Origin of the sequence: Janthinobacterium sp. 78, from assembly GCF_003096775.1 — a bacterium.
Lineage (GTDB): Bacteria > Pseudomonadota > Gammaproteobacteria > Burkholderiales > Burkholderiaceae_D > Janthinobacterium > Janthinobacterium tructae.
Genome location: NZ_QENT01000001.1, coordinates 885,049 through 908,237, shown reverse-complemented (window position 1 = coordinate 908,237; position 23,189 = coordinate 885,049). Strand labels below are relative to the sequence as shown.

General features: G+C 64.5%; 26 protein-coding genes. 8 read left to right on the top strand and 18 right to left on the bottom strand.

Annotation, left to right across the window (positions count from 1 at the left end):
• Window positions 1-5: 5 nt before the first annotated feature.
• The 4 genes from C8C92_RS04000 to C8C92_RS03985 form a co-directional block, all read right to left on the bottom strand.
• Window positions 6-503, bottom strand: coding sequence for a rhodanese-like domain-containing protein (locus C8C92_RS04000; protein WP_116743073.1), 498 nt, complete (start codon window positions 501-503; stop codon window positions 6-8).
• 197 nt (window positions 504-700) lie between these two features.
• Window positions 701-2,332, bottom strand: a complete 1,632-nt coding sequence (gene mnmC, locus C8C92_RS03995; protein WP_116743072.1) for an FAD-dependent 5-carboxymethylaminomethyl-2-thiouridine(34) oxidoreductase MnmC — start codon at window positions 2,330-2,332, stop codon at window positions 701-703.
• Complete coding sequence (locus tag C8C92_RS03990) at window positions 2,332-2,895, bottom strand: DNA-3-methyladenine glycosylase I (protein ID WP_099764316.1); 564 nt, start codon at window positions 2,893-2,895, stop codon at window positions 2,332-2,334. The genes mnmC and C8C92_RS03990 overlap by 1 nt, the downstream gene beginning before the upstream one ends.
• A 38-nt stretch (window positions 2,896-2,933) precedes the next feature.
• Window positions 2,934-4,430, bottom strand: coding sequence for a PLP-dependent aminotransferase family protein (locus C8C92_RS03985; RefSeq protein ID WP_116743071.1), 1,497 nt, complete (start codon window positions 4,428-4,430; stop codon window positions 2,934-2,936).
• Between the two features lie 107 nt (window positions 4,431-4,537).
• Between C8C92_RS03985 and C8C92_RS03980 the strand changes: the two genes are divergently transcribed.
• Together C8C92_RS03980 and C8C92_RS03975 are read left to right on the top strand one after the other, a co-directional pair.
• Window positions 4,538-4,999 carry an OsmC family protein gene (locus C8C92_RS03980; RefSeq protein ID WP_116743070.1) on the top strand — a complete coding sequence of 154 codons (462 nt, stop codon included), beginning with the start codon at window positions 4,538-4,540 and terminating at the stop codon, window positions 4,997-4,999.
• The gene (locus tag C8C92_RS03975) at window positions 5,000-5,653 is read left to right on the top strand and encodes an FMN-binding negative transcriptional regulator (protein ID WP_116743069.1); all 654 of its coding nucleotides are present in this window, start codon (window positions 5,000-5,002) and stop codon (window positions 5,651-5,653) included. It abuts the gene before it with no gap.
• Here C8C92_RS03975 and C8C92_RS03970 read toward each other — a convergent pair.
• The 4 genes from C8C92_RS03970 to C8C92_RS27375 all read right to left on the bottom strand — a co-directional run bounded on the left by C8C92_RS03970 (window position 5,637) and on the right by C8C92_RS27375 (window position 7,871).
• Window positions 5,637-6,590: an AEC family transporter gene (locus C8C92_RS03970; RefSeq protein WP_116743068.1), complete on the bottom strand. Its 954-nt coding sequence runs from the start codon at window positions 6,588-6,590 to the stop codon at window positions 5,637-5,639. The two genes, C8C92_RS03975 and C8C92_RS03970, sit on opposite strands and share 17 nt — an antisense overlap.
• 99 nt (window positions 6,591-6,689) lie before the next feature.
• The gene (locus C8C92_RS03965) at window positions 6,690-7,247 is read right to left on the bottom strand and encodes a helix-turn-helix domain-containing protein (RefSeq protein ID WP_071080157.1); all 558 of its coding nucleotides are present in this window, start codon (window positions 7,245-7,247) and stop codon (window positions 6,690-6,692) included.
• 119 nt (window positions 7,248-7,366) lie between these two features.
• On the bottom strand, window positions 7,367-7,528 hold the full coding sequence (locus C8C92_RS27380; RefSeq protein ID WP_165829265.1) for a hypothetical protein: 162 nt from the start codon (window positions 7,526-7,528) through the stop codon (window positions 7,367-7,369).
• 199 nt (window positions 7,529-7,727) lie between these two features.
• Window positions 7,728-7,871 (bottom strand): hypothetical protein, encoded by a 144-nt coding sequence (locus tag C8C92_RS27375; RefSeq protein ID WP_165829263.1) that lies wholly within the window; start codon window positions 7,869-7,871, stop codon window positions 7,728-7,730.
• A 3-nt stretch (window positions 7,872-7,874) separates the two neighbouring features.
• Between C8C92_RS27375 and C8C92_RS03960 the strand changes: the two genes are divergently transcribed.
• Window positions 7,875-8,681 (top strand): response regulator, encoded by an 807-nt coding sequence (locus C8C92_RS03960; RefSeq protein WP_116743067.1) that lies wholly within the window; start codon window positions 7,875-7,877, stop codon window positions 8,679-8,681.
• 9 nt (window positions 8,682-8,690) lie between these two features.
• Here the strand turns inward: C8C92_RS03960 and C8C92_RS03955 are convergent, their stop codons facing one another.
• Window positions 8,691-11,258: a TonB-dependent receptor gene (locus C8C92_RS03955; RefSeq protein ID WP_116743066.1), complete on the bottom strand. Its 2,568-nt coding sequence runs from the start codon at window positions 11,256-11,258 to the stop codon at window positions 8,691-8,693.
• Window positions 11,259-11,589: 331 nt separating this feature from the next.
• On the bottom strand, window positions 11,590-12,180 hold the full coding sequence (gene pnuC / locus C8C92_RS03950) for a nicotinamide riboside transporter PnuC (RefSeq protein WP_180287832.1): 591 nt from the start codon (window positions 12,178-12,180) through the stop codon (window positions 11,590-11,592).
• A 135-nt stretch (window positions 12,181-12,315) separates the two neighbouring features.
• Here pnuC and C8C92_RS03945 point away from each other — a divergent pair, with 135 nt between their 5' ends.
• Window positions 12,316-13,077, top strand: a complete 762-nt coding sequence (locus tag C8C92_RS03945; protein WP_116743065.1) for a transporter substrate-binding domain-containing protein — start codon at window positions 12,316-12,318, stop codon at window positions 13,075-13,077.
• A 5-nt stretch (window positions 13,078-13,082) separates the two neighbouring features.
• Here the strand turns inward: C8C92_RS03945 and C8C92_RS03940 are convergent, their stop codons facing one another.
• Window positions 13,083-13,784, bottom strand: coding sequence for an isochorismatase family protein (locus C8C92_RS03940; RefSeq protein WP_207780966.1), 702 nt, complete (start codon window positions 13,782-13,784; stop codon window positions 13,083-13,085).
• Window positions 13,785-13,840: 56 nt separating this feature from the next.
• Window positions 13,841-14,707 carry a pirin family protein gene (locus C8C92_RS03935; protein ID WP_116743064.1) on the bottom strand — a complete coding sequence of 289 codons (867 nt, stop codon included), beginning with the start codon at window positions 14,705-14,707 and terminating at the stop codon, window positions 13,841-13,843.
• A gap of 119 nt (window positions 14,708-14,826) precedes the next feature.
• Here C8C92_RS03935 and C8C92_RS03930 point away from each other — a divergent pair, with 119 nt between their 5' ends.
• A complete protein-coding gene (locus C8C92_RS03930) occupies window positions 14,827-15,732 on the top strand; it encodes a LysR family transcriptional regulator (protein ID WP_116743063.1) in 906 nt (301 codons plus the stop codon).
• Window positions 15,733-15,778: 46 nt separating this feature from the next.
• Window positions 15,779-16,582 carry a metallophosphoesterase gene (locus C8C92_RS03925; protein WP_116743062.1) on the top strand — a complete coding sequence of 268 codons (804 nt, stop codon included), beginning with the start codon at window positions 15,779-15,781 and terminating at the stop codon, window positions 16,580-16,582.
• A gap of 83 nt (window positions 16,583-16,665) precedes the next feature.
• Here the strand turns inward: C8C92_RS03925 and bla are convergent, their stop codons facing one another.
• The gene (gene bla, locus C8C92_RS03920; protein ID WP_116743061.1) at window positions 16,666-17,610 is read right to left on the bottom strand and encodes a subclass B3 metallo-beta-lactamase; all 945 of its coding nucleotides are present in this window, start codon (window positions 17,608-17,610) and stop codon (window positions 16,666-16,668) included.
• A 154-nt stretch (window positions 17,611-17,764) separates the two neighbouring features.
• Between bla and C8C92_RS03915 the strand changes: the two genes are divergently transcribed.
• A complete protein-coding gene (locus tag C8C92_RS03915) occupies window positions 17,765-18,568 on the top strand; it encodes a metallophosphoesterase family protein (protein ID WP_116743060.1) in 804 nt (267 codons plus the stop codon).
• Here the strand turns inward: C8C92_RS03915 and C8C92_RS03910 are convergent.
• Entirely contained in the window at window positions 18,565-19,092 is a 528-nt protein-coding gene (locus C8C92_RS03910; RefSeq protein WP_116743059.1) for a dihydrofolate reductase family protein, read from the bottom strand. The genes C8C92_RS03915 and C8C92_RS03910 overlap by 4 nt on opposite strands.
• Window positions 19,093-19,133: 41 nt before the next feature.
• Between C8C92_RS03910 and C8C92_RS03905 the strand changes: the two genes are divergently transcribed.
• On the top strand, window positions 19,134-19,721 hold the full coding sequence (locus C8C92_RS03905) for a TetR/AcrR family transcriptional regulator (RefSeq protein WP_165829261.1): 588 nt from the start codon (window positions 19,134-19,136) through the stop codon (window positions 19,719-19,721).
• A 7-nt stretch (window positions 19,722-19,728) separates the two neighbouring features.
• Here the strand turns inward: C8C92_RS03905 and C8C92_RS03900 are convergent, their stop codons facing one another.
• The 4 genes from C8C92_RS03900 to C8C92_RS03885 form a co-directional block, all read right to left on the bottom strand.
• Window positions 19,729-20,406, bottom strand: a complete 678-nt coding sequence (locus C8C92_RS03900) for a type 1 glutamine amidotransferase domain-containing protein (RefSeq protein WP_116743057.1) — start codon at window positions 20,404-20,406, stop codon at window positions 19,729-19,731.
• A gap of 22 nt (window positions 20,407-20,428) precedes the next feature.
• Complete coding sequence (locus C8C92_RS03895) at window positions 20,429-21,586, bottom strand: iron-containing alcohol dehydrogenase (RefSeq protein WP_116743056.1); 1,158 nt, start codon at window positions 21,584-21,586, stop codon at window positions 20,429-20,431.
• Window positions 21,587-21,667: 81 nt separating this feature from the next.
• Window positions 21,668-22,276 (bottom strand): TetR/AcrR family transcriptional regulator, encoded by a 609-nt coding sequence (locus C8C92_RS03890; protein WP_116743055.1) that lies wholly within the window; start codon window positions 22,274-22,276, stop codon window positions 21,668-21,670.
• A gap of 121 nt (window positions 22,277-22,397) precedes the next feature.
• Window positions 22,398-23,177: an enoyl-CoA hydratase gene (locus C8C92_RS03885; protein WP_116743054.1), complete on the bottom strand. Its 780-nt coding sequence runs from the start codon at window positions 23,175-23,177 to the stop codon at window positions 22,398-22,400.
• Between the last annotated feature and the right edge of the window lie 12 nt (window positions 23,178-23,189).

Sequence of the window (23,189 nt, the reverse complement as noted above, 5' to 3'; positions counted from 1 at the left end):
GAGATTTAATCTTGCAGCCAGGGCAGCGCATGCCAGCGCCAGCCGCCGCTATGGCCACGCTGTTGCTGCGCGTCGAGGTCGCCCTCGAAGCCTTGTGCGATGTTGAAGACGTGCGTGAAACCGGCCTTGGCGGCCGCTTCGGCGGCCAGGGCCGAGCGCTTGCCGCTGCGGCACAGCAGCACCACGACAGCATCCTTGCCACCCACCTTCGCTTCCAGTTCGCGCGTAAAGCGGGGATTGCGGTTCATGGACGTGCCGGTCGCCCACGCCACGTGCAGCGAGGCGGGCACGTAGCCGACGAAAGTGCGTTCCTCGTTGGTGCGCACATCGACCAGCACGGCTTTGCCAGCCTGCACCAGCTGCCATGCATCCTGCGCGCTGACGATGCCCGCATACGGCAAGCCCTGGGCCTGCGCCTGGGCGCGCGCGAGATGGAGTACTTCGTCAAAGGCCGCCTCGCCGTGCGCGGCGCGGGGGTCGAAAATCACTTCTGCAGCAGCCATCGTTCCACCTCTTTATTCCGTCGTCAAAAACCAGCACGAGTCCACTGTAGCGAACTTATGTTGTTCGGAAAACAAATTAAAAAGAGTTTGGAAAGCTGAAAAACGTATATGGGGTCAGTTCCTTCGGAATCGGAATATGCCCCATTGGGGCATATTCCCCCTGAGGGTCCGACCCCAGAATTTGCCTCTGGGTGTCATCAGGAAGCGCGCCGGCGTTCGCGCAGCAGGAAGCGGGCTGGGTCCAAAGCAGCGGCCAATTGACTCTCCAGCGGCAGCGGCTCGCCCTCCAGCTGGCAAGCCAGCAGCTCGGCCGCCAGCGGGGCCCAGATCAGGCCGCGCGAAGCGTACCCCAGCAAGCCAAACAGGCCGGGCCAGCGCGGCACGTCGCGCAGGCGCTCGCAGCGCCCTGGCACGCCGGGATCGGGCAAGGCGCCAGCCAGCGGCAGGCGGTCCGGCGCCATGCAGCGAAAGCCCGTGCGCCCGGCCAGCGGCGCCTCGAACGGAGACAGATCGAGGATGTCGGCGATCTTCGCGATATTGTCGTGCTGGCTATCCATGCGCAGGCTGCTGTCTGCATCGGCAGCATAGGTCGCGCCCACACACACCACGCCCTGGTATGCCGGCGTCATGTAGGCTTCGCGGCAGACGACGAACGGCAACGATGGCAGACTGCCTTCGGCCAGGTGCGTGACCTGGCCGCGCACGGCGTCCAGCGGCAGGCCGGCCGCCTGTTCGAAATCGACTGCCCCCGTGCCGGCCGCCAGGATGACGGTAGGCGCCGCCGCGATCAGGGCGCCGTCCGCATCGCGCACCAGCCACTCCTGATCGCCACGTTCCAGGCGCAGGGCGCTGCTGGAAAAGCGCCGCGTGAGCAAGGTGCCGCAAGCGTCCAGCATGGCCGCGCAGACGGAAGACGGACGCGCCCAGCCACCCTGTGCGAACCACCAGGCGCCATCGGGCGCCGGCGCGCCCAGCATGGCGCTCGCCTCGGGCGCTTCCAGCCAGCGGGCAAATTCGCGCGGATACAGGCCGCTGGCGGCGATCTGCCGCTGCACCTGCGCATGCGCGCCGTCGCGCGCCAGGTGCAGCACGCCGCTTTGCGCACCCTCGATGGCGGCGCCGATGCCGCCCAGGTCTTTCCAGCGGCGCAGCGAGTACAGATAGGCGGCGCGCGTCAGGCGCGTGGGAATATTGTCGTCCTTCGACAGCAACGGCATGAAGATGCCGGCCAGGTTGCCCGACGCTGCGCTGGCCGGCTGCGCGTGGCGCTCGATCAGGGTCACCTTCCAGCCGCGCGCGGCCAGCCGTTCGCAGGCGGCCGCGCCGGCCACGCCGGCGCCGATGACGATGGCGCGCCGCTCGGGCACGGTGACGGCCGCGTACTCTGCACGCCGCGCATAAAACACGGCGCGCAAGCGGCTTTCGTCGAAGACAAAACCAGTCTGTTGCAACTGCGCGCGCTGTGCCTCGTCCAGGTGCAGCGCATGCAGCTGGCCGCCATCGACCATCAGGCGCGCCAGCACCGCCATGGCGGCAGGCACCCAGGCCAGCAGCACTTCATCGACACGCGCCGACAATTGCGCCAGGCAGGCATCGGGCTCGCCGATCAGCACATCGAGCGTGACGAGGCCATCGTGCGAGACCATGCGGTGCAGGCCCGGCACGCAAAGCGGCCACTGTGTGCGCCACTGCTCGGGCAAGTGGCTGGCATCGACGGGACGCGGCGCCAGCGCGATGTAATGCAGGCGACGACCGCCATGCGCCGCACAGGCGGCGCCAAAGCGGGCGCCGTCAAAATCGGTGTCGAGCAGGACCAGCGCGCGGCGCATCAATGCCCCGCGCGGCAAAAGCAGGCCGGCGCATGGTCGTTGACCATGCCGATGCCCTGCATGTAGGCGTAGACGATGGTCGAGCCGACAAACTTGAAACCCAGCTTGAGCAAGTCTTTCGACAATGTGTCGGACAAGGCCGTCTTGGCGGGAAACTCGCCCGGCTGCCAGCTGTTGACGATGGGCTGGCCATCGACATATGCCCACAAAAAGCTGTCCAGGGTCTGGCCTTGCGCACGCAGGCGCAAATAGGCTTGCGCATTCGTGATGGCCGCCGCCACCTTCAGGCGGTTGCGCACGATGCCGGGGTCCGCCAGCAGCTGCGCCACCTTGTCCGGGCCATACGCGGCGATCTTCTCCGCGTCCCATTCATCGAAAGCGGCGCGGTAGGTGTCGCGTTTATTCAAGATGGTTTCCCAGCTCAGGCCAGCCTGCGCGCCTTCCAGGTTCAGCATCTCGAACAGCCGGCGCTCGTCGTGGCAAGGCACGCCCCACTCCGTATCGTGGTAGTCAAGATAGCGGGGATTGGCCGGATTGGCCCAGGTGCAGCGGGTAATAGTCATGGTCGTGTTCTTCATGTGCGGGCAAGCACCAGTATAGTTTATCGGCCGCGCAGCAGGCGCCCCAGTTCCAGCAGCCCGTACTGCATCTCTGCCGGGGCAATCGCGGCAAAGCCCAACAGCAGCCCGGGCGGCGTGGCGCAGGCGGCACCGGCGTCAGGGTCCGCATAGTGCCCCAAGGGACGCAGTTCGATGCCCCGTTCCAGCCCCGCGCGCGACACCGTTTCTTCATCATGGCCAGCGCGAAAGTACGCGCACAATTCCAGGCCGCTGTCGGCCGGGCCGCACACGAGCTGGTCGTCGAGTTCGTGCGCCAAGCCGCGCACCAGCAGGTCGCGCCGTTCGGCATTGCTGTCGCGCGTGCGGCGGATATGCCGGCCAAAGTGGCCCTCGGCGATGAAGTCCGCCAGCGCCATCTGCGGCACGATGGCCGTGTGGCGGTCCATCACGGCCTTGGCCTGCACCAGCGCCTCGGCCAGCGCGGGCGGCGCCACCATGTAACCGAGGCGCAGGCCGGGGAACAGCACTTTCGACAAGGTACCCACGTACACCACGCAGCCATCGCGGTCCAGGCTTTGCAGCGACGCCAGCGGCGCGCCCGAGTAGCGGTATTCGCTGTCGTAATCGTCTTCCACCAGCCAGGCCTTGTTGTGTGCGGCCCAGGCCAGCAGGGCCAGGCGGCGCGGTAAACTCATGCTCACGCCCAGCGGCATCTGGTGCGACGGCGTCACGTAGGCCAGCTTCGCCTGCGGACAGTGCGCCACGCCATACGCCACGTCCAGCCCCTGCGCATCGACGGGAACGGGAAAGACGCGCGCGCCGGCCGCGCGCAAGGGACCGCTGGCGCCCCGGTAGCCGGGCGACTCCATCCAGGCCGCGTCGCCCGGTGCCAGCAAAATAGTCGAGAGCAGGAACAGCGCCTGCTGCGAACCGGAGGTGATGACGATCTGCTGCGGCGTGCACTGGACGCCACGCGAGGCCTTCAGGTACACGCACAGCAGCTCGCGCAGCGGCAGGTAGCCGGCCGGGTCGCTGTAGCCGAACTGGTGGTCGGGCCGGCGCCAGCGCCGCGCTTCCAGGCGATTCCACACGTCGAATGGAAAATGGTCGATGCGCGGCATGCCGACGCGGAAAGCGCGCAGCGGGCCCCGGTGGAACGCCACCTGGCGCATGGCCGCCACCACGCCCTGCCCGCGTGCCGACAGCGGCCGCAGCAGGCCAGGCGCATCCATCTTGCCGGCCGGCGCGGCCACCGGTACGGACAAGGGAACGTCGCGGCTGACAAAAGTGCCGCGTCCCACGGCGCCATCGAGATAGCCTTCCGCCGTCAACAGCGCATACGCATTGAGCACCGTCTGGCGCGACACGGCCAGCAGGCGGCAAAAATCGCGCGTGGGCGGCAGCTGCATGCCGGGACTCATGCGGCCATCGAGGATGGCGGTCTTGATGGCCGCATACAGCTGGCGGAACAGCGGTTCGGTGGTGCCGCGCTGCAGCGGCAAGGCGGCGATGATCTGGTTCAGGTGGGAAGCTGGCATGGTGGCGCTCTTGAATTGGTAGCTTCAAGATAGCACTTATTGGCTGTTTTAAATAGCCAAGACTGGCGCTAAGATGACGCATCCCCTCTTACTCCCGTGGAGCAACCATGCATCAGTTTTTCGCCACCGTGGCCTGGCAGCGCGACGGCCAGGATTTCGCCAGCCAGCGCTACAGCCGTGGTCATGCATGGCGATTCGACGGCGGCTTGCGCGTACCCGCCTCGTCGTCGCCCTTGTCCGTGCCGCTGCCCATGTCAGTAGCGGAGCATATCGATCCGGAAGAAGCGCTGGTGGCCGCCACGTCGAGCTGCCACATGCTGTTCTTCCTGTCGCTGGCAGCGCAGCGCGGCTACGTCATCGACGACTACCGCGACGACGCCGTCGGCGAGTTGGGAAAAAATGCCGCAGGCCGCCTGGCCATGACGCGCATCGCGCTACGTCCACGCATCGTGTTTTCCGGCGCGGCACCCTCGCCAGAAGCATTGGCCACCCTGCACCACGACGCGCACGAGCGCTGCTACATCGCCAATTCGCTGACGGCCGATGTGGTCGTGGAAGGCGTCGCCTAGATGTACACGCCCGCCACCTTCCGCGAAGAACGCCTCGACGTGCTGCATGGCCTGATCGACGTGCATCCGCTGGGCGCGCTGGTGCGCCACGGCAAGGATGGCCTGTGCGCCGACCATCTGCCGTTCGAGATCGCCGCACCCACGCCTGACGCCCCGTTCGGCATCCTGCGCGCCCACGTGGCACGCGCCAATCCCGTGTGGCGCGCGGCGGGCGAAGAAGATGAATGCATGGTGATTTTCCAGGGGCCGCACGCCTACATCACGCCCGCCTGGTATGCGGAAAAGCAGCGCAGCGGCAAGGAAGTCCCCACCTTCAACTATGCGGTGGTGCACGCGCACGGTCCCCTGCGCGCCATCGACGACGCGGCATGGCTGCTGGGATTGGTGGAGCGGCTGACGGCGCGCCATGAGGCAGATCAAGCTGCGCCGTGGCGGGTGTGCGATGCGCCGGCCGCCTATATCGACAAGCTGTTAAAAGCCATCGTCGGCATCGAAATTGCCCTCACGCGCATCACGGGAAAATGGAAGCTGGGGCAGAACCGCACGCAGGAAGATCAGGCCACGATGGCGCGCGAACTGACCGCCGGCACCCAGCCCGGCGCGGCGCAGGCGCTCGGTGCGCTGATCGCCGCGAACGTCAAGCCAGCCAGCTGACGGCCGCCGAAAACGTCAAAAACGACAGCGCCGTCGACACTAAAATGATGCGGGCGATGCGCGCCGTGTTCGCCCCGAAGCGTTCCGACAGCAGCGAGACGTTGCTGGCGCTGGGCAGGCAAGCGACCAGCACCATGCAAGTCAGCGCGAACGGATCGAGCGGCGCGCCCAGCGCGATGGCCGCGTGGCCGATGGCCCATACCAGCAGCGGATGCAGCAGCAGTTTTTTCAGCGCCACCGGTACATATTCCCCCAGCGGCGCCGGGTCGCTGGTACTCATCTGCGACCGGGCCAGCACGGCGCCGATGGTAAACAGGGCGACAGGAGAGGCGGCATCGGCCAGCAGGCCCACCGTCTGCATCAATGGCTTGGGCAAGGCCAGTGCCTGCCACGACGTCAAGGCGCCCAGCACGATCGCCCATGGCATGGGGTTGCCCACCATGCCCTTCATGGCGTTGACGACGGCCGTGCGGCTGCCGTGCGCGCCGCCGCTGCCGATGCGCGACAGGGCGATGCACAGCGAACTGGTAATGAGCAAGTCGACGACGATGGTGACGATGACGGGGCCCGAGGAACGCGGCCCGAGCAAGGTCAATAGCAGGGGCACTCCCATGAAGCCGGTGTTCGGGAAGGCCGCCACCAGCGCGCCGAAGGCGGCGTTGTTCCAGTCGATGCGGTGGCTCAGCGTCATGGCCATGGTGACGCCCACCATGATCAGCGCGCATAGCAGGTAGACGCCGAACACGCTGGCGTCGAGCAGTTGGGCGATGGGCGTGGCGGCGCCGAAGCGGTACAGCATGCAGGGCAGTGCGAAGTACAGGACAAAACTGTTCAAGCCACCGATGGCGGCCAGCGGCAGCAGCGTGCGCCGCACGGCCAGGTAGCCGCACAGCACCAGGGCGAAGAACGGAAAGGTGATGGCGAGGATGGTCAGCATGGAGCGCCATTGTAGCGCGCCTCGTGCAGCATCCCCTGGCGCAGGCCGCTCGCGCGGCCATGGTTGACGCTGGGCGCGGATCTCGCCTGCCGTCGCGCCTCAGGCCAGATGCCCTTCTGCCACCCAGCCCCGGTTGGCTGGCGCTGGCTTCGGTTTGGGTGCGATGCCGCTGCTTTTTTCCGCATCGAGGATGATGCTGCGCATGCTGTCGCTGGCGGCCGGCCCCGGCGCAAACGCGTAGTACTCATCATTGATGGGCAAGCCCGTCATGGCATCGACCAGCACGGGATCGGCAGCCAGGCCCGTGTCGCGGCTGGCGATGACGAGGCTGGCGCCTTCCGGCGCGAAATTTTCATTGCCCCAGGCGATAAAGGCCAGCAAGACGGGCTTGAAGGCGCGCCCGGACTTGCTCAGCACATAGTCGTAGCGCGGCGGCTTGGCGCAATACAGGCGGCGCGTCATCAAGCCGCCCTCCACCAGGTCCGCCAGGCGCCGCGTCAGGATGGTGGGGGCGATCTTGAGGCTTTTTTCAAATTCGTCGAAACGCGTCTTGCCATAAAACGCTTCGCGCAGGATGAGGATGCTCCACCATTCGCCCACCTTGCCCAGGCTGCGGGCAATCGGGCAAGGCAAATTGTTAAAGTTGGTATGTTTCATGACCATCTCCTCACATTAATTCAACACAACAATCGAAAAAATCTCAGTTGCAACACGGAAACATGCATTTTCCTGCGCGACGAGGCCAGCCTCGGCACGGACAAGGCGGAGGTTGAGCCTCAGGAATGCAGGTATCGGGCGCCGGTGCCGCTCAGGTAGCGCGTGGTGCAGGTCACACGCACGCTCGCATTGACGTTCAGATACACGGCCGCGTCGGCGCCACGCGGCAGCAGTGCCGTGCTGGCGGCAACGATAAGGTGGGGGGAAATAACTCGCAACATGATACCTCCTGATGATCGAACATCATTAATGAGCCCGTCAATATGAAGGACGTCGAGGATAGTCACGGTATTGCCGGCGTTTTTTGGGGCACGCAAACCAGGACAACAAAATATCAGCGCCGAGAGCCAGGAACCTGAGGGCGTCGGTTTTTTGCCGCATTTACAAAACAGATTTTTTAATAATCGACATTGCTTTAAGTCAATGCATGGGTGAATTATTAGCGATCTGGGAAATCGCCGCTTCTTCTGGCGGAGAAACCTCTTTTGAAATACGAGAAAAGCAGAAAAAAAAGAAAAAGCGAGGCATAATAAGCCACACTTGCTTTTTGGTTAAGTCATCCATGCCATGCCATTGACCAGCGAAACCGTCAAAAAAAACATCTTGATCGTGGACGATTCCGCGTTCGAGCAACGCATGCTGATGGAGCTGCTCAGCGAGCAGCCCTACCGTTTCAGCATCGCGTTCAACGGCTACCAGGGCTACCAGCTGGCATTGGCCACGCATCCCGACCTGATCCTGCTCGACGTGCGCATGCCCGAGATGGATGGCTACACGGCATGCCGATTGCTCAAGGCCAATCCCGAAACGGAACAGATACCCGTCATCTTTCTCAGCGGCGCAGATGCCGCCAAGGAACGCATCATGGGCTTGCAGGTGGGCGGTGTCGACTACATTTCGAAGCCGTTCACGCCGGAAGAACTGGCCGCGCGCATTCATATCCACCTGGGGTTGATGCGTAAAGGAAACAGCACCTTGCCCATCGCGGTCCCGGCCAGCGAGCGCCAGCAGCATCCCGACCTGGTGTTCGTCAATGCCGTCAAACAGCTCATTCTCGACAACCTGGGCAGCCTGCCCAACCTGTCCGAGATCGCCCGCAGCGTGGGCACCTACCGCGAAAAGCTGACCCTGATGTTCCGCGAACAAACGGGCATGACGGTGTTTGCCTTCATCCGCGAAGCGCGCATCGCGCGCGGCGTGGCATTGCTGCAGCAGACAGACATCGACGTGCAGGATGTCGCCCTGCTGATCGGCTTTCACAACGCGGGCAACTTCGCCACCGCCTTCCGCGAGCGCATGGGCATGACGCCCAGCGCCTACCGCCAGCGTCTGCAGGAGCAGACGGGCCAGCGGCAGGTGTCAAACGGGCATTAGAACTGCTGATCAGAACTTGTAGTTCAGCTTGAGCGAGGCGAAGCGTCCGCGCGGGTCGGCCTGTGTATAGTCGAAGCCCGAGGCTGAGTAATCCCACGGTGCGCGTTTGTTGGCCAGGTTTTGCACGATGAAGGTGACGTTCGCCTTGGGTGTCACCTGCCAGCTGCTGGTCACGTCGAAGGTGCTGAACGCGGCCACCGATTCATCGAGATGCGTGTTTTGCGCATAGCTGCCCACATAGTTCCAGGTCAGCGTGGACGACCACTTGCCCTGCTCCCAGGTGGCCGAGGTGACGCCGCGCCATTTCGGGATGGAGCCGAAATAATTGGTGCCTGCGCCGTTCGTCAGCGGTGCGCCATCGGACAGCGGTTCGGCAAAGCGCAGCACGCGGCTCAGCTGGCCGGCCAGGGTCAGCTTGCCCCAGTCCTGGTCGACGAAGCGCTGGCGCAGGTCAAGGTCGATGCCCGATACTTCACGCTGTCCCTGGTTGCGGTACTGGCGGTACAGGGTCGTGATGCGGCCATCGGCGTCGCGCGTGATCTTCTGCGGCGCCGACGCTTCATTGGCGAGGGTGGTGGTGGCGCTTTCCGTGCCGATCACACCATCTTGCTTGATGCGGTAGTAATCGACGCCGATGCTCGAGCTGCTGGTCGGCGACACCACTACGCCCAGGTTCAGGTTATTCGACCGTTCCGGACGCAGCGCCGTATTGGCGATGGTAATGGCCGTCACGCCGCGCGTCTGCGTCGGCGTGACAGGGTCCTTCGGATCGAGCACGCTGACATAGCTGACGGCCGTGCTTTGCGTGATTTCCGGCAGCGACGGCGCGCGGAAGCCGCGCGACACGGTACCGCGCACCAGCAGCCACGGCGCCGCCTGGTAGCGGGCGCTGGCTTTCGGCGAAAACGCATTGCCGAAATCGCTGTAATGGTCGGCGCGGCCCGCCACGTTGACGGACAGGTCTTTCACCACGGGCACGTTGAATTCGGCAAACAGGGCCGACACGCTGCGCGAGCCGTTGATGATGTTGATCGCCGGGCGCAGCTCCGTGCCCGACAGCACGGCCGTCGAGGTTTGCGAATCCATCTTTTCGCGGCGCCACTGAGCGCCAGCGGCAAAGCCCAGCGGACCGGCCGGCAGCTGCCACAAGTCTTTCGCGGCCGAGAAATCGACGGTGTCGAGGGTCGACTCGGCCGGACGCAGGGTCGACAGGCGCAGGCGATTGCGCACCGCTTCGCTGTTTTGCGACTGGTCAAAGAAGTTATAACTGCCGTCGGCCAGCACCTTCTGGAATTCATAGCGGTTGACGAAATTTTGCACCGTCTCTTCCAGCTTGCTGCTCGAATGGCCCACGGCTGCATCCCAGTCCCAGCCTGCCACGGTACCCTTGGCGCCGGCCAGCGCGCGGTAGAAGGTGACCTTGTCCTGCTTCAGGCGCGGTCCCAGGTCGAACAGGGTAGCCGTGAACGGCAGGGGCGTGGCACCGGGATTGTTCGGGTGGCCGACAGGCAGCACGACAGGAATGGTGTCGAGCGCCTGAGTGGCGTTGTTCCACACGCGCGTGGCATTGTTGACGGTGAGCGGCGCGCTGAAGGTCTGGTCGGCGCGCGAATAGCTGTGCAGCAAGTCGACATACGCTTGCGTATCCGCGTTCAGTTTGAAGGTGGCGCGCGCGGCCGTGTGCACGCGCTCGATGCCGGGAATCAGGGTTTTATACGGCGACGGGTTATACGCCAGCACTTGGCCCGTCTTGCCGGGCGTGATGTCGCCATAATTGACCAGTTGCAGCGGTCCGCGCACGCCACCCAGGGTCCGGGTCGGGTCCGTGCCCGCATAGTTGGTGATGGCCCAGCCCAGGCTGCCCCGCTGCTGCTTGCGGAAGTCCGCATCACGCATCCACGCCACGTCGCTTTGCTGCAGCTTGTCGCGCTGCTGCGCGTCGATCGAGAAGACCAGGCTGTAGCCGTCTTCCTCGAGCTTGCCAAAGCCCGTCTGCAGCGCCGCGCTCTTTTCATGCTGGCCCGTGCCTTGCGTCGAGCCGCCCCACTGCGCCGTGACGTCCGTGCCCGTGAATTCCTTGTACAGGATGATGTTGACCACGCCGGCCACGGCGTCGGAGCCGTAGATGGACGAGGCGCCATCCTTGAGCACTTCGATGCGCTGCACGGCCGCCATCGGCAGGCTGTTCAGGTCGACAAAGGTTTCCTGCAGGTTTTGCGCCGTCGCATAGCTGGCCACGCGCTTGCCATTGACGAGGATCAGGGTATTTTTCTGGCCGATGCCACGCAGCGACAGGCCCGAGGTGCCGGCCGAGAAACTGCCCGTATATTGTTCGTTGTAGCTGTTGCCACTGTTGGCGGAGATGGCGCGCAGCACATCCGAGACGCTGGTCTTGCCGCTGGCTTTCAATTCCTTGGCCGTGATGACCTGCACCGCGCTGGCGCCCTCCTTTTCGCTGACGCGGATATTCGAGCCGGTGACGTTGACCCGCAGCATGTCCTCTTCGGCGTGGGCAAGGATGGGGAAAGCGGGAAAGGCGGCGGCGATGGCAAGACTGATGGCGAGTGGTTTGAACATGGTTTCCTCTTATTGGGATTGAGCCTTTTTCCGATAAAAAAGGCCGAGCAGGGGCACGCGGACCGGGTGGGCCAGCGGGCAAACGACAACGAAACGAATGGGAATGACTTACGGGATGCGTGGACGGGCACGCACCGGCATCGACTGGGCCATGCATTGCATGGTCAGCTGGTGCGGGGCGGCATAAAAACAGGCGGAAAGACTAAAGCGCAACATAAAAGACACCGGTAAGCGGGGAAAGGCCACTATATCTCGGCGTCTTTATGGCGTGAACGAATTAAAAATTGATTGTATATACGATTTGAATCTAAGGACTTGGCGTTTGGCAATATCAGGCGTCGGCCATCGCCTGCGGCGCGGCCGCCGCGCGGCGTGCCTGCACGCCCCACCAGTACCAGGAAATCAGGGCATTGACCCAGTAAGCCGCATACAGCACGGCCGTCAGGTGCAGGCCGCGGCTGTAGTAGAGCGGCACGGCCACCGTGTTGACCAGCAGCCAGAAGGCCCAGGTTTCGATGCGCCGGCTCATCAGCAAGAATTGCGCGATGATGCTAAATACCAACACTGCCGAATCGATGAAAGGCGCGTAGGCATTCGTAAACCGGTGCAGCAGCATGCCGTAGATGGCCACCGAGGCGATGCCGGCTGGCACCACCCAGGCCAGGCTGCGCCAGCCCGTGCGCGTGATCGGCAACGGTTTGCCGCCGGCGCCGCGCCGCCATTGCAGCCAGCCGATGACGCAGGTGACGATGAAAAACAGCTGCAGCATCACGTCGGCATACAGGTTGACCTGGAAAAACAGCACGGCAAACAGCACGCAGCCGACCATACCGATCCACCAGGAATGAATATTATTGCGTCCAGCCAGGATGATGGAAGCAGTCATCAGCACATTGGCGGCGATCTCGAGCGGGGGAGTCAAGCGGTCTTCCTTTGAGTGGGGCACGCCGCCACTATAGCCCATTTGATATCCGCAACCAGCCATGCACTGCTTGACTTCCGTGGCCATTCTGGCAAATTGGCAAACAGTACCCCTGAACCACTGCGGAGATGTTCCATGCGCTTGCGCCACGTGCTGCTTGCGGCAATGCTGCTCGGCAGCGTTCTGCCCGCCCAGGCCTGCCGCATGACGATGGCGCTTGAGCAATGGCCGCCCTACCTGTATCGCGATGCGCAAGGCAACTATACGGGGCTGGACCTGGAGCTGCTGCGCGCCATTTTCAAGGAAGCGCGCTGCACCTTGCTGACTGCGCCGGAACTGCCCACGGCGCGGCGCCAGCTGCTGTTCCAGAAAGGGGGGCTGGACCTGATGCTGGCCGCCTCCGACACCTCGGAGCGCCATGCGTATGCGCGTTTCAGCGTGAGCTACCGCGACGAAACCGTGGGCATCTTCGGCAAGGCCGGCACGCACGCAGCGCAGCGCCATGTCGGCAGCTTCGCGCAGCTGGCGCGCGGCAAGTCGACCTTGCTGGCGCCCAAAGTGGGCTGGTATGGCGCGCAGTATGCGGCGGCCCGGCCGGCGCTGGAAAAGGCCGGCCGCCTGAATACCTTCGGCAGCTTCCGGCAGGGCATCCTCATGCTCGACGCGGGCCGCGCCGACCTGTTGCTGGGCGACGTGCTGGCCGTGCGCCACGAAGCACGCCTGCAGGGCGTCGCTTTGCACACCCTGCCCTTCCTGGTCCTGCGCGCCCCCGTGCACCTGATGCTCAATGCGCGCACGACCAGCGCCGCCGACCTGGCGCGCCTGAACGCCGCCATCACGCACCTGGAACAGCGTGGCGTGCTGGCGGCGATACGCGCCCGCTACGACGCGCCGTAAGACGATCAGCCCTTGCTGGCCGCTTCCAGAATTTCCAGCTTCGTCTCGCGGCCATTCTTTTGCACGCCCTGCGCCTTGTCGTAGCTTTCGATCAGCGCGCGGTACGGCGGCACGATATGGTCGGTCATGATGGCGGCGAATTCCATCGCATCGGCGCGGTTCCAGGTACTCATCACTTCCGCCAGCACCGCATACGTATCGATCGGCACGGCGCCCGCCTGCGTCACGCGCGCCATGGTGATGTCGGTGGCCATCTTCGACCAGTTGCCCGAGGCGTCGATGATGGCAAACACCTTGTAGCCGGCCGCCAGCGCGCTGATGGTGGGAAAAGCCATGCACACGCTGGTCAGCGTGCCGGCGATCAGCAGGGTCTTGCGGCCCGTCTTTTCGATGGCTTCGACCCAGGCCGGATTGTCCCAGGCATTGATCTGGCCCGTGCGCGGGATGTAGACGGCATCCGGGTTGAAATGGTGGATTTCCGGGATCAAAGGGCCGTTCGGGCCGTCGGGCACGGAAGCGGTGGTAAAAGTCGGCATGTTCGCCAGGCGCGACAGCTTGGCCAGCGCCGTGACGTGGCCGCGCAGCACGTGCTGCTCGATGTCGCGCACCAGCTGGAACAAGCCGCTCTGGTGGTCGATCAGCAGCATGACGGCGTCGTCGGGATCGATCATCGGTGGCAAACCTTGGAAGTTGGCGGGGGTGCTCATGGTAGTCTCCTGAAAAACCATGCCGCAGGATGCGGCATGGGTACTGCACAAATGAATTACTTCTCGATGCGGGCGAAGCGGCCGCTGTTGAAATCCTCGAACGCCTGCGCGATTTCCGCTTCGGTATTCATGACGAAGGGGCCATGGCCGACGATGGGTTCGTCGATCGGCTCGCCGCTCAGCAGCAGTACCACGGCGTCGCTGTTCGCCTCGACGGTGATGCTGTCGCCGTCGCGCTCGAACAGCGCCATCTGCGCTTCGCGCACCACGCTCTCGCCATTCACCAGCACCGTGCCGTGCAGGACGATCAGCGCCGTGCTCCAGCCGGCGTGCACCGGCAGCTCCGTCAGCTTGCCCTGCACCAGGCGCACATCCCACACCCGCATCGGCGAGAACGTGCGGGCCGGGCCATGCTGACCATCGAAATCGCCGGCGATCACGCGCACCGAGCCGCCGCCGTCCGGCAGCGCCACGGTGGGAATCGTGTCGCTGGTGATGGCCTGGTAGCCGGGCGCCGTCATCTTGTTCTTGGCCGGCAGGTTCACCCACAGCTGCACCATTTCCAGCGTGCCGCCCGACTGCGTGAAGGCAGGCGAGTGAAACTCTTCATGCAGGATGCCGGCGCCGGCCGTCATCCACTGCACGTCGCCGGGGCCGATCACGCCGCCCTGGCCCGTCGAATCGCGGTGCGCCACTTCGCCCTTGTAGACGATGGTCACCGTTTCAAAGCCGCGGTGCGGGTGTGAACCGATGCCGGGCGGACGCGTGCCGGGTGCAAATTCGGCAGGACCGGCATAGTCGAGCAGCAGGAAGGGGCTCAGCTGCTTGCCATGGCCGGTGTACGAAAACATCGAGCGCACGGGGAAACCGTCGCCGACCCAGTGCTGGCGCGGTGCGCTGTAGATACCTGTGACTGTGTTCATCTCGATCTCCTGTTCGGGTTTGCATTACGATGGAGTCAGAATACTCTTGCAACGATAGAGGCGGTAGACGGTAAAATTCGCCATCAGCGTTCCAAAAATAGAACGATCAAGGAGGCGGCATGCAGGATCTGAACGATTTGTATTACTTTGTGCAGGTGGTCGACCATGGCGGCTTCGCCCCGGCCGGGCGCGCGCTGGGCATGCCGAAATCCAAACTCAGCCGGCGCATCGCGCTGCTGGAAGAGCGCCTCGGCGTGCGCCTGCTGCAGCGCACGACGCGGCATTTTTCCGTCACCGACGTGGGCCAGACGTTTTACGAGCATTGCAAGGCCATGCTGGTGGAAGCGGAGGCGGCGCAGGAAGCGATCGAGCTGACGCGGGCCGCGCCACGGGGCACGGTGCGCCTGTCCTGCCCCATCGCCCTGCTGCATTCGCTGGTCGCGCCCATGCTGGCCGGCTTCATGCGCGAGCATCCCCAGGTCACGCTGCTGCTCGAAGCGAGCAACCGCCGCGTCGACCTGGTGGCCGAAGGCATCGACGTGGCCATCCGCGTGCGTCCGCCGCCGCTGCCCGACAGCGACCTGGTACTGCGCGTGCTGGCCGAGCGCAGCCAGTGCATGGTGGGCAGCCCGCTGCTGTTCGGCGACGCCGCCAGGCCAACCGCGCCGGCCGACCTGGCCGACTGGCCCAGCCTGGCCTTGGGCGCGCCGCAACAGCACTACCAATGGGATTTGCACGGCCCGGGCGGAGCGCGCGCCCAGCTGCGGCATACGCCGCGCTTCGTCACGGGCGACATGCTGACCCTGCGCGACGCGGCCGTGGCCGGCGTGGGCGTGGTGCAGCTGCCGACCATGATGATCGTCGAACAGGTAGCCAACGGCAGCCTGCTGCCGCTGATGGCGCAGTGGCGGCCGCAGCGCGAAATCATCCACGCCGTCTTCCCGTCGCGGCGCGGCCTGCTGCCGGCCGTGCGCGCGCTGATCGACTACCTGGCGCACAGCTTCGCCGCGCTGGAGGAAGAGTGAGGCTTTTCAGGTACGATGGCGTACCCGCCAATCGCCTGGATACCGCATGCGTTTATTGATTTTGTCGGACCTGCACCATGAGTTATGGCGCGAGGATGCGCCGCAAGGCGACCTCGCGCTCAGCCGTCCCGACGCCGTGATCCTGGCCGGCGACATCGACACGGGCACCCGCGCCGTCGCCTGGGCGGCCAGCACGTTTGCGGGCCTGCCGGTGCTGTACGTGCATGGCAACCACGAAGGCTATGGCCACTATCTGGACAAGGTACGCCAGGAGCTGCGCAGCGCCTGCGCCGCCACCGACAACGTGCATTTGCTCGACGCCGACAGCCACGTCATCACCGACCAGGCCGGCAAGCAGGTGCGCTTCCTGGGCGCTACCCTGTGGACGGATTTCCGCCTGCTGGGCGACGACACGCGGCAAGCGGCCATGCACGATGCGCAAGCCATCATGAACGACTACAAGCGCATCCGTCTGGCCAACATGGGCTATCGCAAGCTGCGTGCGACCGACACGGCCATGTTCCACGCGCAGCAAAAAGCCTGGCTGGCGCACGAACTGGCGCAGCCGTTCGAAGGCGCGACAGTCGTCATCAGCCACATGGCGCCGTCGCTGCTATCGGTCGATGATGCGTATGGCAGCGAAGCGTGTTCGCCCGCCTATGCTTCGCGCCTGGACGACCTGGCCGCGCAGGCGGACATGTGGGTGCATGGCCACATCCACGCTTCGCGCGACTATCGGATCGGCCAGTGCCGCGTGGTCAGCAACCCGTGCGGCTACAAGACGCGCAGCGGCACGCCGCAAAATCCCGCTTTTGATCCGAACTTCATCGTCGAGCTACCGGCTCGCTAATCGTCAGGTTTGCGCCGGCCCGCCAGCCATTGCTGCAAGCGGTGCTTGCCGGCGAGGCTTCCGACTGGTGTGCGCCAGCGCTGTCATTTTGTCGCAGCCGCTTTTTCCTTGGCGATGCGGGCATCGAGCTTGGCTTCATTCTTGGCCGCGTAGTGGCGGCACGCCTGCGCATCGATGAAGGGGTTCGGCGTGACGCCTTCCAGCAATTGCGTCAGCTTGCCGTCGCCGCCGGAGTGGTCGGGGTGGGCCGAGATCAGGATGTCGCACGGCAGTTTGGCAAAGTCCTGCATGACGCGGCGGAAGGCCGGCGTCAGGTCCGCATGGCGTTCATCGCCCAGGTAGTGAAAATCGTCGGCCGCCACCGGCGTGAGGCTGGCGCCGAACACCACGTTCAGGCATTCCTTGCGCTCCGCATCCTCGCACGAGACCCAGGTCCAGCTGGTGCTGCCCGGCGTATGGCCCGGCGTGTAGCGCGCCGTGACGCTCACGTCGCCCAGCTGCATGGTTTCGCCATCGGCGATCTCGCGCACGTTTTCCACGGCCGGCATGGGGTCGATTTCGCCCGCTTGCGGGTCCATCGCGAGCACCGCTCCGGCGCGCAGCGCCTCCGCTCCCAGCGGACTGGCGACCACTTGCGCGCCGCTGTCGCGGGCCAGGGCGGCGATACCGCCCGAATGGTCGAAATGCGCTTCCGTATTCAGGATGAATTTGATGTCTTGCAGACGAAAGCCCAGCTCGAGGATATGTTCCTTGATGGCGGTCACCGATTGCGGCAACGCGCCATCGATCAGGATCAATCCTTCGCGCGTGTCGATCAGCACCACGCTCAAGCCGCCCACGCCCACGTAATACGTATCGCCATGGATGCGCGCCGGTTGCTGCGGGCGGTTCCATTGCGCCGCATACGGCGAGGCGATCGGCTGCGTCAAGGGATCGACGGCGGGCGTGGCGCCATGCGCGGCAAATGGCAGCGCCATGGCGGCCAGCGCGATGCTCAGCAAGGTCTTGGGAAGGAAGAAAAGCGGCATGCGGCTCCAGGAATGAGTGTGCGGTAATCGATGCCATAGGGTAACGTCGCCACCCTCACGCGGTCAAGCAGTGGGGCGCGCTTGCCGTCCATTCCGCCAATTGCGCTACGATAGAGGCCCATCCACTGCCGCGCGCCTTGCCGCGCCCACTGCCATGCGTTTGCTGATCCTGTCCGACCTGCACCTGGAAGTCTGGGGTGACGACACGCCCGCCATCGACCTTGCCACCAGCCGCCCCGACGTGGTGATCCTGGCCGGCGACATCGCCACGGGCAACCATGCCATCGCCTGGGCCGCGCGCACCTTCGGCGCCCTGCCCGTGCTGTATGTGCACGGCAATCACGAGGGCTATGGACACCAGCTCGAACACATGCAGGACGCCGTGCGCGACGCCTGCGCCAGCGCGAATGCGCAGGGCGCCAACATCGGCCTGCTCGACGGCGACGCCGTGGTCTTGAACGGCGTGCGCTTCCTCGGCATCACCCTGTGGACGGATTTCCTGCTGTTCGGCGCCGACAGGTACGAGGAAGCCTTGAACGCGGCGCAAGCCTACATGCCCGACTACAAGCGCATCAGCACGGGCGGCGACGCGCCGCGCCTGCTGTGCGCGAGCGACACGGCGCTGCTGCACGCGCAGCACAAGGCCTGGCTGGCCGAGCAACTGGCGCAACCGTTCGCCGGCAAGACCGTCGTCATCACGCACATGGCGCCATCGATGCTGTCGGTGGACGAGCAATACGCGGCCAACCTGGGCTCGCCCGCCTTCGCCTCGCAGCTGGACGACCTGGTGGCGCAGGCGGACGTGTGGGTGCATGGCCACATGCACGCTTCGCTCGACTACCAGATAGGCGAGTGCCGCGTCGTGTGCAACCCCTGCGGCTACAAGCGCCCCGATGGCACGCCCGAAAATGACCGTTTTGATACAGGCTTCATCGTCGAACTGGCCGACGCGGTTTAACGCTTTGCATAACGCAGCTGCACCACGCCGCTGGGCAGCTGGTGCGTTGCGTCCAGGCGCCAGTCGCTGCGCGGCAAGCCATCCTCGAACAGGCGCACGCCCTTGCCCAGCACCACGGGCAGCACGGACAAGGTCAGGCTGTCGATGACACCTTCGCGTAAACCAGCGCGGATGACGGCGCCGCCATCGAGATACACGTGACGGCAGCCCTCCGCTGCCAGACCTGCCAGTACTTCGCGCACGCCGCCTTCGCGGCGCTGCTCGTCATGCCGTGGCGCTAAGGCGCGGTGGCTGAGTACCACCACGCGCTTGCCAGCATACGGCCACGGCGAAAAATCCAGCACGGCGTCATACGTGGTGCGTCCGATCAGCAGGGTATCGACTTGTCCCATCAAGGCCGTGTAGCCGGTGGCGTCGGGCGAGTCGGGCGCCAGTTCGGCCAGCCAGGCCAGGTCGCCGTTCTCTCCCGCGATGCAGCCGTCGATGCTGATGCCGAGAAAAACGCTGACGAAAGGTTTTTGCATGAAGCACTCCCCAATTAATTCTACAGTGTAGAATTATGCCCATGAAACCACCAAAACTTCAAGCGCTTGAAAGTCCCGTGCGCCGTGCAGGGCGTCCGCGCCGCGCCGCGCCCGCACTGGACAGCGCCAGCATCCTGCACGCTGCCCTGGCCCTGCTGGAAGAGCAAGGCGAAGCGTTTTCCATGCGCGCGCTGGCGCACAGCTTGGGCGTCGACGCCATGGCCGTGTATCACTACTACGCGGGAAAAGAGGAATTATTGCTGGCCTTGATGGCGCAGCGTTTTGCCGCGCTCGATCCGCACCAGCCGCCGTTTACGCGGCGCCAGGCACCTCGGCGGCGCCTGCTCGCGCTGTGCGCGCTGTACCTGGAACTGGTCAGCGCCACGCCGTATTTCGTGCGCCTGATGGCGCGCGGGCTGGTGACGCAAGCCGACGTGGCCGAGCGGTTCACGGCGCTGTTCGAGCTGGCCGTGGAGGGCCTTGAGCTGGACAAGAAAACCCGGCTGCGCGGGCGCGATGCGCTCGTCGATTTTTTACATGGCTATGCGCTGGCAGGCAGGCCCGCCAGCGAGACGCAATGGCACGCCTCGGTCGGCCTGCTCCTGGCGGGCATGACCGCCCGGAACTAGCCTGGCATCAGGCCAGCAGCTTGAGCAGCGCCTGCGCGGCCGCTTCCGACGATGCGGGATTCTGGCCCGTGACCAGCAAGCCATCGGTAACGGCATACGGCTGCCAGTCGCCCAGCTTCGAGTACACGCCGCCATTTTGCTTGAGCATGTCCTCGACCAGGAAAGGCACGATGGCGGTCAAGCCGACGGCGTCTTCCTCGGTATTCGTGAAGCCCGTCACCTGCTTGCCGCGCACCAGCGGCGTGCCGTCAGCCGCCTTCACGTGGCGCAGCACGCCCGGCGCGTGGCAAACGGCGGCGACGGGTTTGCCGGCGGCGATCATCTGCTCGATCAGCGCGATCGAGTGCGGGTCTTCGGCCAGGTCCCACAGCGGACCATGGCCGCCCGGGTAAAACACGGCGTCAAAGTCGGCCGCCTTCACGTCGGCCAGCTTGCCCGTGTTGGCCAGCACGGCTTGTGCATCGGCGTCTTGCTTGAAGCGGCGCGTGGCGTCCGTTTGCGAATCGGGTTCATCGCTTTTCGGGTCCAGCGGCGGCTGGCCACCGTTGGGCGACACCACCGTCAGCTTCGCGCCCGCTTCCTGCAGGGCATAGTAGGGCGCGGCGAATTCTTCCAGCCAGAAGCCGGTTTTCTTGCCCGTGTCGCCCAGTTGATCGTGCGAGGTCAGTACCATCAGGATGTTCATGTTGTTTCCTTTTATGTCAGGGTTACAGTGCTGCTTCGAGGATACGGCGGCTGCGCGCGAGGTCGATATCGCGGTGTTCGCCGAGGGAGGTCATGCCGTGTGCTTCCAATTGTTTCAGTACCGCTTCCACCGCTTCCTGGCCCAGCTGGTAAGCGGACAAACGGGTCGGGATGCCCAGGCCTTCAAAGAAGGCGCGGGTGCTGGCGATGGCCATGTCGATGCGCTCGTCGTCGCTGCCCTGCGTGATGTTCCAGACACGCTCGCCAAATTGCAGCAACTTGCCGCGTTTCTGCTCGCGCTGTACGTCCAGCAGTGCCGGCAGCACCAGGGCCAGCGTGCGCGCGTGGTCGATGTCATACAGGGCCGTCAGTTCGTGGCCGATCATGTGGGTGGCCCAATCCTGCGGCACGCCGGCGCCGATCAAGCCATTCAGGGCCAGGGTGGCCGTCCACATCAGGTTGGCGCGGGTAGCGTAATCGTCGGGCGCGGCGACCGCCTGCGGCGCGATCTCTACCAGCGTCTGCAGCAAGCCTTCGGCAAAGCGGTCCTGCACCATCGCCTGCGCCGGATAGGTCAGATACTGTTCCGTCGTGTGGACAAAGGCGTCGACCAGGCCATTGGCCACCTGCGTGGCCGGCAAGGTAAATGTCTTGCTGGGGTCAAGTACGGAAAATTGCGGATACAGCAGCGGACTGCGGAAACTCAGCTTGTCATGCGTGGCTTTTTTCGTCACCACGCCGCCGCTGTTCATTTCCGACCCCGTGGCCGGCAAGGTCAGCACCGTGCCGAACGGCAGGGCTTGACGTACATTGGCGCCGCCACGTTCGGCGATTTCCCACGGCTCGCCGTCGTACAGGGCGGCGGCGGCGACGAACTTGGTGCCATCGATGACGGAGCCGCCACCGACGGCCAGCAGGAAGTCCAGCTTGGCGCTGCGCACCTGGGCCACGGCACGCATCAGAGTTTCATAGCTGGGATTGGGTTCGATGCCGCCAAACTCCTGCACGCTGCGCTGGCCCAGCGCAGCGCGCACTTCGGCCAGGGTGCCCGTCTTTTCCGCGCTGGCGCCGCCGTACAAGATCAGCACGCGCGCATCGTGCGGCACCAGGGTGGACAATTTGGCGACGGTATCAAGACCGAAGACGATACGGGTCGGGTTATGGAATTCAAAATTTTTCATGCTGTTGCTCCCTATTATTAGACTGGTCGTCTACGATTTAATTCAAAAAACGCGGACGTGCTGCGTCCGCTTGCTAGCTGTCTATCGGTAGCTGTCCGGCGGCAGCTGCAGCAGGTCCAGGGTCGCCTGCCAGGCCGTTTGCAAGGCGCTGGCGTCGCGCCGCAGCTTGGTCAGCATGGCCGCGCCCAGCCACAGCTGGTACAAGGTGGCGGCCATCTGCCCCGGATCGGCCACCGATGGCAGCGAAGCGTCCGCCCTGCCCTGCGCGATGGCCAGGGCCAGCCTGGCGATGATACGGTGGGTGCCGTCGAGCAGCGCCACGCGCATCGGTTCGGACATGTCCGCCACTTCGCTGCTAAGCTTGACCACCAGGCAGCGGCAGTCGCAACCGCTGCCATCGAGACTCTCGCTGGTCCAGCTGGCCCAATACGCCATCAGCGACTGCGCCGCGCTCTGGCCCGGCTGGCCCAGCACGTCTTCCATCCCGGCCAGGTAGCCGGTGACGTAATCTTCCAGCATCGCCTCGCCAAACAATTCCTTGGACTTGAAGTAATGGTAGAACGAGCCCTTGGGCACGTCGGCGGCCGACAAGATCTCGTTCAGCCCCACGCCGGCAAAGCCCTTGCGCGTGATGATGGCCTTGCCCTGGTCAATTATGTGCTGGCGCACGTCGGTGTATTCAGCTTTCATGCGATGATTGTAGCACAATTAGACCAGTCGTCTAGTGCGAATTAAACCCAGAGTAAAATTCTGGGGTCGGACCCTGAGGGTCCGACCCCGGCAGTGCGCATTTGGGTTTGCTTCCTGGAACTTATGCAAACTTCTTGAAATCCGGCTTGCGCTTTTCAAAGAAGGCCGTAAACGCTTCCTTCGCTTCGGCGCCGCCCAGCATGGCGCTGAACAGTTTGTTTTCGTCGGCGATGGCGGCCTTCATCGGCTCCATGCGGCTTTGCTTCATCAGGCGCTTGGTGGCGCGGATCGAGGCCGCTGGCAGGGCCACCAGCTTGGCGGCCTGCCCTTGCGCGTACGTCATCAAGTCGTACAGGGGCACGACTTTCGACACCAGGCCCATTTCCAGCGCTTCGCTGGCCGGGAAGGACTCGCCCAGCATCAGCTTTTCCGCCGCGCGCGGGTAGCCGGCCAGTTGCGTGAGCAGCAGGCTGGAGCCGAATTCCGGGCACAGGCCCAGTTGCGTAAACGGCATCGAGAAGCTGGCGTTGTTGGCCGCATACACCAGGTCGCAATGCATCAACAAGGTCGTGCCGATGCCGATGGCCGGGCCGGAGACGGCGGCCACCACGGGCTTGCTGCTGCCGTACAGGGCGCGCATGAACTGGAACACGGGACGGTCATGGTCGAGCGAGCCATCCTTCGGACGCGCCGTCTTCATGAAGTCATCGAGGTCGTTGCCAGCCGTGAAAATCTCGCGCTTGCCGCAGATCAGGATAGCGCGTACCTCATCATCCGTCTCGGCCGCCACCAGCGCATCGGCCAGGGTCTGGTACATGGCGCCCGTGATCGCATTCTTGCGTTCCAGGCGGTTGAATTCCAGGGTCAGAATGCCCTCGCTCTTGCTGCACAAAATATCCATGTCGTCTCCAAA

Bases quoted from the DNA above. Each gene is read 5' to 3' on its own strand.
- C8C92_RS04000 (WP_116743073.1), bottom strand. From the start codon at position 503: ATGGCTGCTGCAGAAGTGATTTTCGACCCCCGCGCCGCGCACGGCGAG.
- mnmC (WP_116743072.1), bottom strand. From the start codon at position 2,332: ATGCGCCGCGCGCTGGTCCTGCTCGACACCGATTTTGACGGCGCCCGC.
- C8C92_RS03990 (WP_099764316.1), bottom strand. From the start codon at position 2,895: ATGACTATTACCCGCTGCACCTGGGCCAATCCGGCCAATCCCCGCTAT.
- C8C92_RS03985 (WP_116743071.1), bottom strand. From the start codon at position 4,430: ATGCCAGCTTCCCACCTGAACCAGATCATCGCCGCCTTGCCGCTGCAG.
- C8C92_RS03980 (WP_116743070.1), top strand. From the start codon at position 4,538: ATGCATCAGTTTTTCGCCACCGTGGCCTGGCAGCGCGACGGCCAGGAT.
- C8C92_RS03975 (WP_116743069.1), top strand. From the start codon at position 5,000: ATGTACACGCCCGCCACCTTCCGCGAAGAACGCCTCGACGTGCTGCAT.
- C8C92_RS03970 (WP_116743068.1), bottom strand. From the start codon at position 6,590: ATGCTGACCATCCTCGCCATCACCTTTCCGTTCTTCGCCCTGGTGCTG.
- C8C92_RS03965 (WP_071080157.1), bottom strand. From the start codon at position 7,247: ATGAAACATACCAACTTTAACAATTTGCCTTGCCCGATTGCCCGCAGC.
- C8C92_RS27380 (WP_165829265.1), bottom strand. From the start codon at position 7,528: ATGTTGCGAGTTATTTCCCCCCACCTTATCGTTGCCGCCAGCACGGCA.
- C8C92_RS27375 (WP_165829263.1), bottom strand. From the start codon at position 7,871: ATGGATGACTTAACCAAAAAGCAAGTGTGGCTTATTATGCCTCGCTTT.
- C8C92_RS03960 (WP_116743067.1), top strand. From the start codon at position 7,875: ATGCCATTGACCAGCGAAACCGTCAAAAAAAACATCTTGATCGTGGAC.
- C8C92_RS03955 (WP_116743066.1), bottom strand. From the start codon at position 11,258: ATGTTCAAACCACTCGCCATCAGTCTTGCCATCGCCGCCGCCTTTCCC.
- C8C92_RS03945 (WP_116743065.1), top strand. From the start codon at position 12,316: ATGCGCTTGCGCCACGTGCTGCTTGCGGCAATGCTGCTCGGCAGCGTT.
- C8C92_RS03940 (WP_207780966.1), bottom strand. From the start codon at position 13,784: ATGAGCACCCCCGCCAACTTCCAAGGTTTGCCACCGATGATCGATCCC.
- C8C92_RS03935 (WP_116743064.1), bottom strand. From the start codon at position 14,707: ATGAACACAGTCACAGGTATCTACAGCGCACCGCGCCAGCACTGGGTC.
- C8C92_RS03930 (WP_116743063.1), top strand. From the start codon at position 14,827: ATGCAGGATCTGAACGATTTGTATTACTTTGTGCAGGTGGTCGACCAT.
- C8C92_RS03925 (WP_116743062.1), top strand. From the start codon at position 15,779: ATGCGTTTATTGATTTTGTCGGACCTGCACCATGAGTTATGGCGCGAG.
- bla (WP_116743061.1), bottom strand. From the start codon at position 17,610: ATGCCGCTTTTCTTCCTTCCCAAGACCTTGCTGAGCATCGCGCTGGCC.
- C8C92_RS03915 (WP_116743060.1), top strand. From the start codon at position 17,765: ATGCGTTTGCTGATCCTGTCCGACCTGCACCTGGAAGTCTGGGGTGAC.
- C8C92_RS03910 (WP_116743059.1), bottom strand. From the start codon at position 19,092: ATGCAAAAACCTTTCGTCAGCGTTTTTCTCGGCATCAGCATCGACGGC.
- C8C92_RS03905 (WP_165829261.1), top strand. From the start codon at position 19,134: ATGAAACCACCAAAACTTCAAGCGCTTGAAAGTCCCGTGCGCCGTGCA.
- C8C92_RS03900 (WP_116743057.1), bottom strand. From the start codon at position 20,406: ATGAACATCCTGATGGTACTGACCTCGCACGATCAACTGGGCGACACG.
- C8C92_RS03895 (WP_116743056.1), bottom strand. From the start codon at position 21,586: ATGAAAAATTTTGAATTCCATAACCCGACCCGTATCGTCTTCGGTCTT.
- C8C92_RS03890 (WP_116743055.1), bottom strand. From the start codon at position 22,276: ATGAAAGCTGAATACACCGACGTGCGCCAGCACATAATTGACCAGGGC.
- C8C92_RS03885 (WP_116743054.1), bottom strand. From the start codon at position 23,177: ATGGATATTTTGTGCAGCAAGAGCGAGGGCATTCTGACCCTGGAATTC.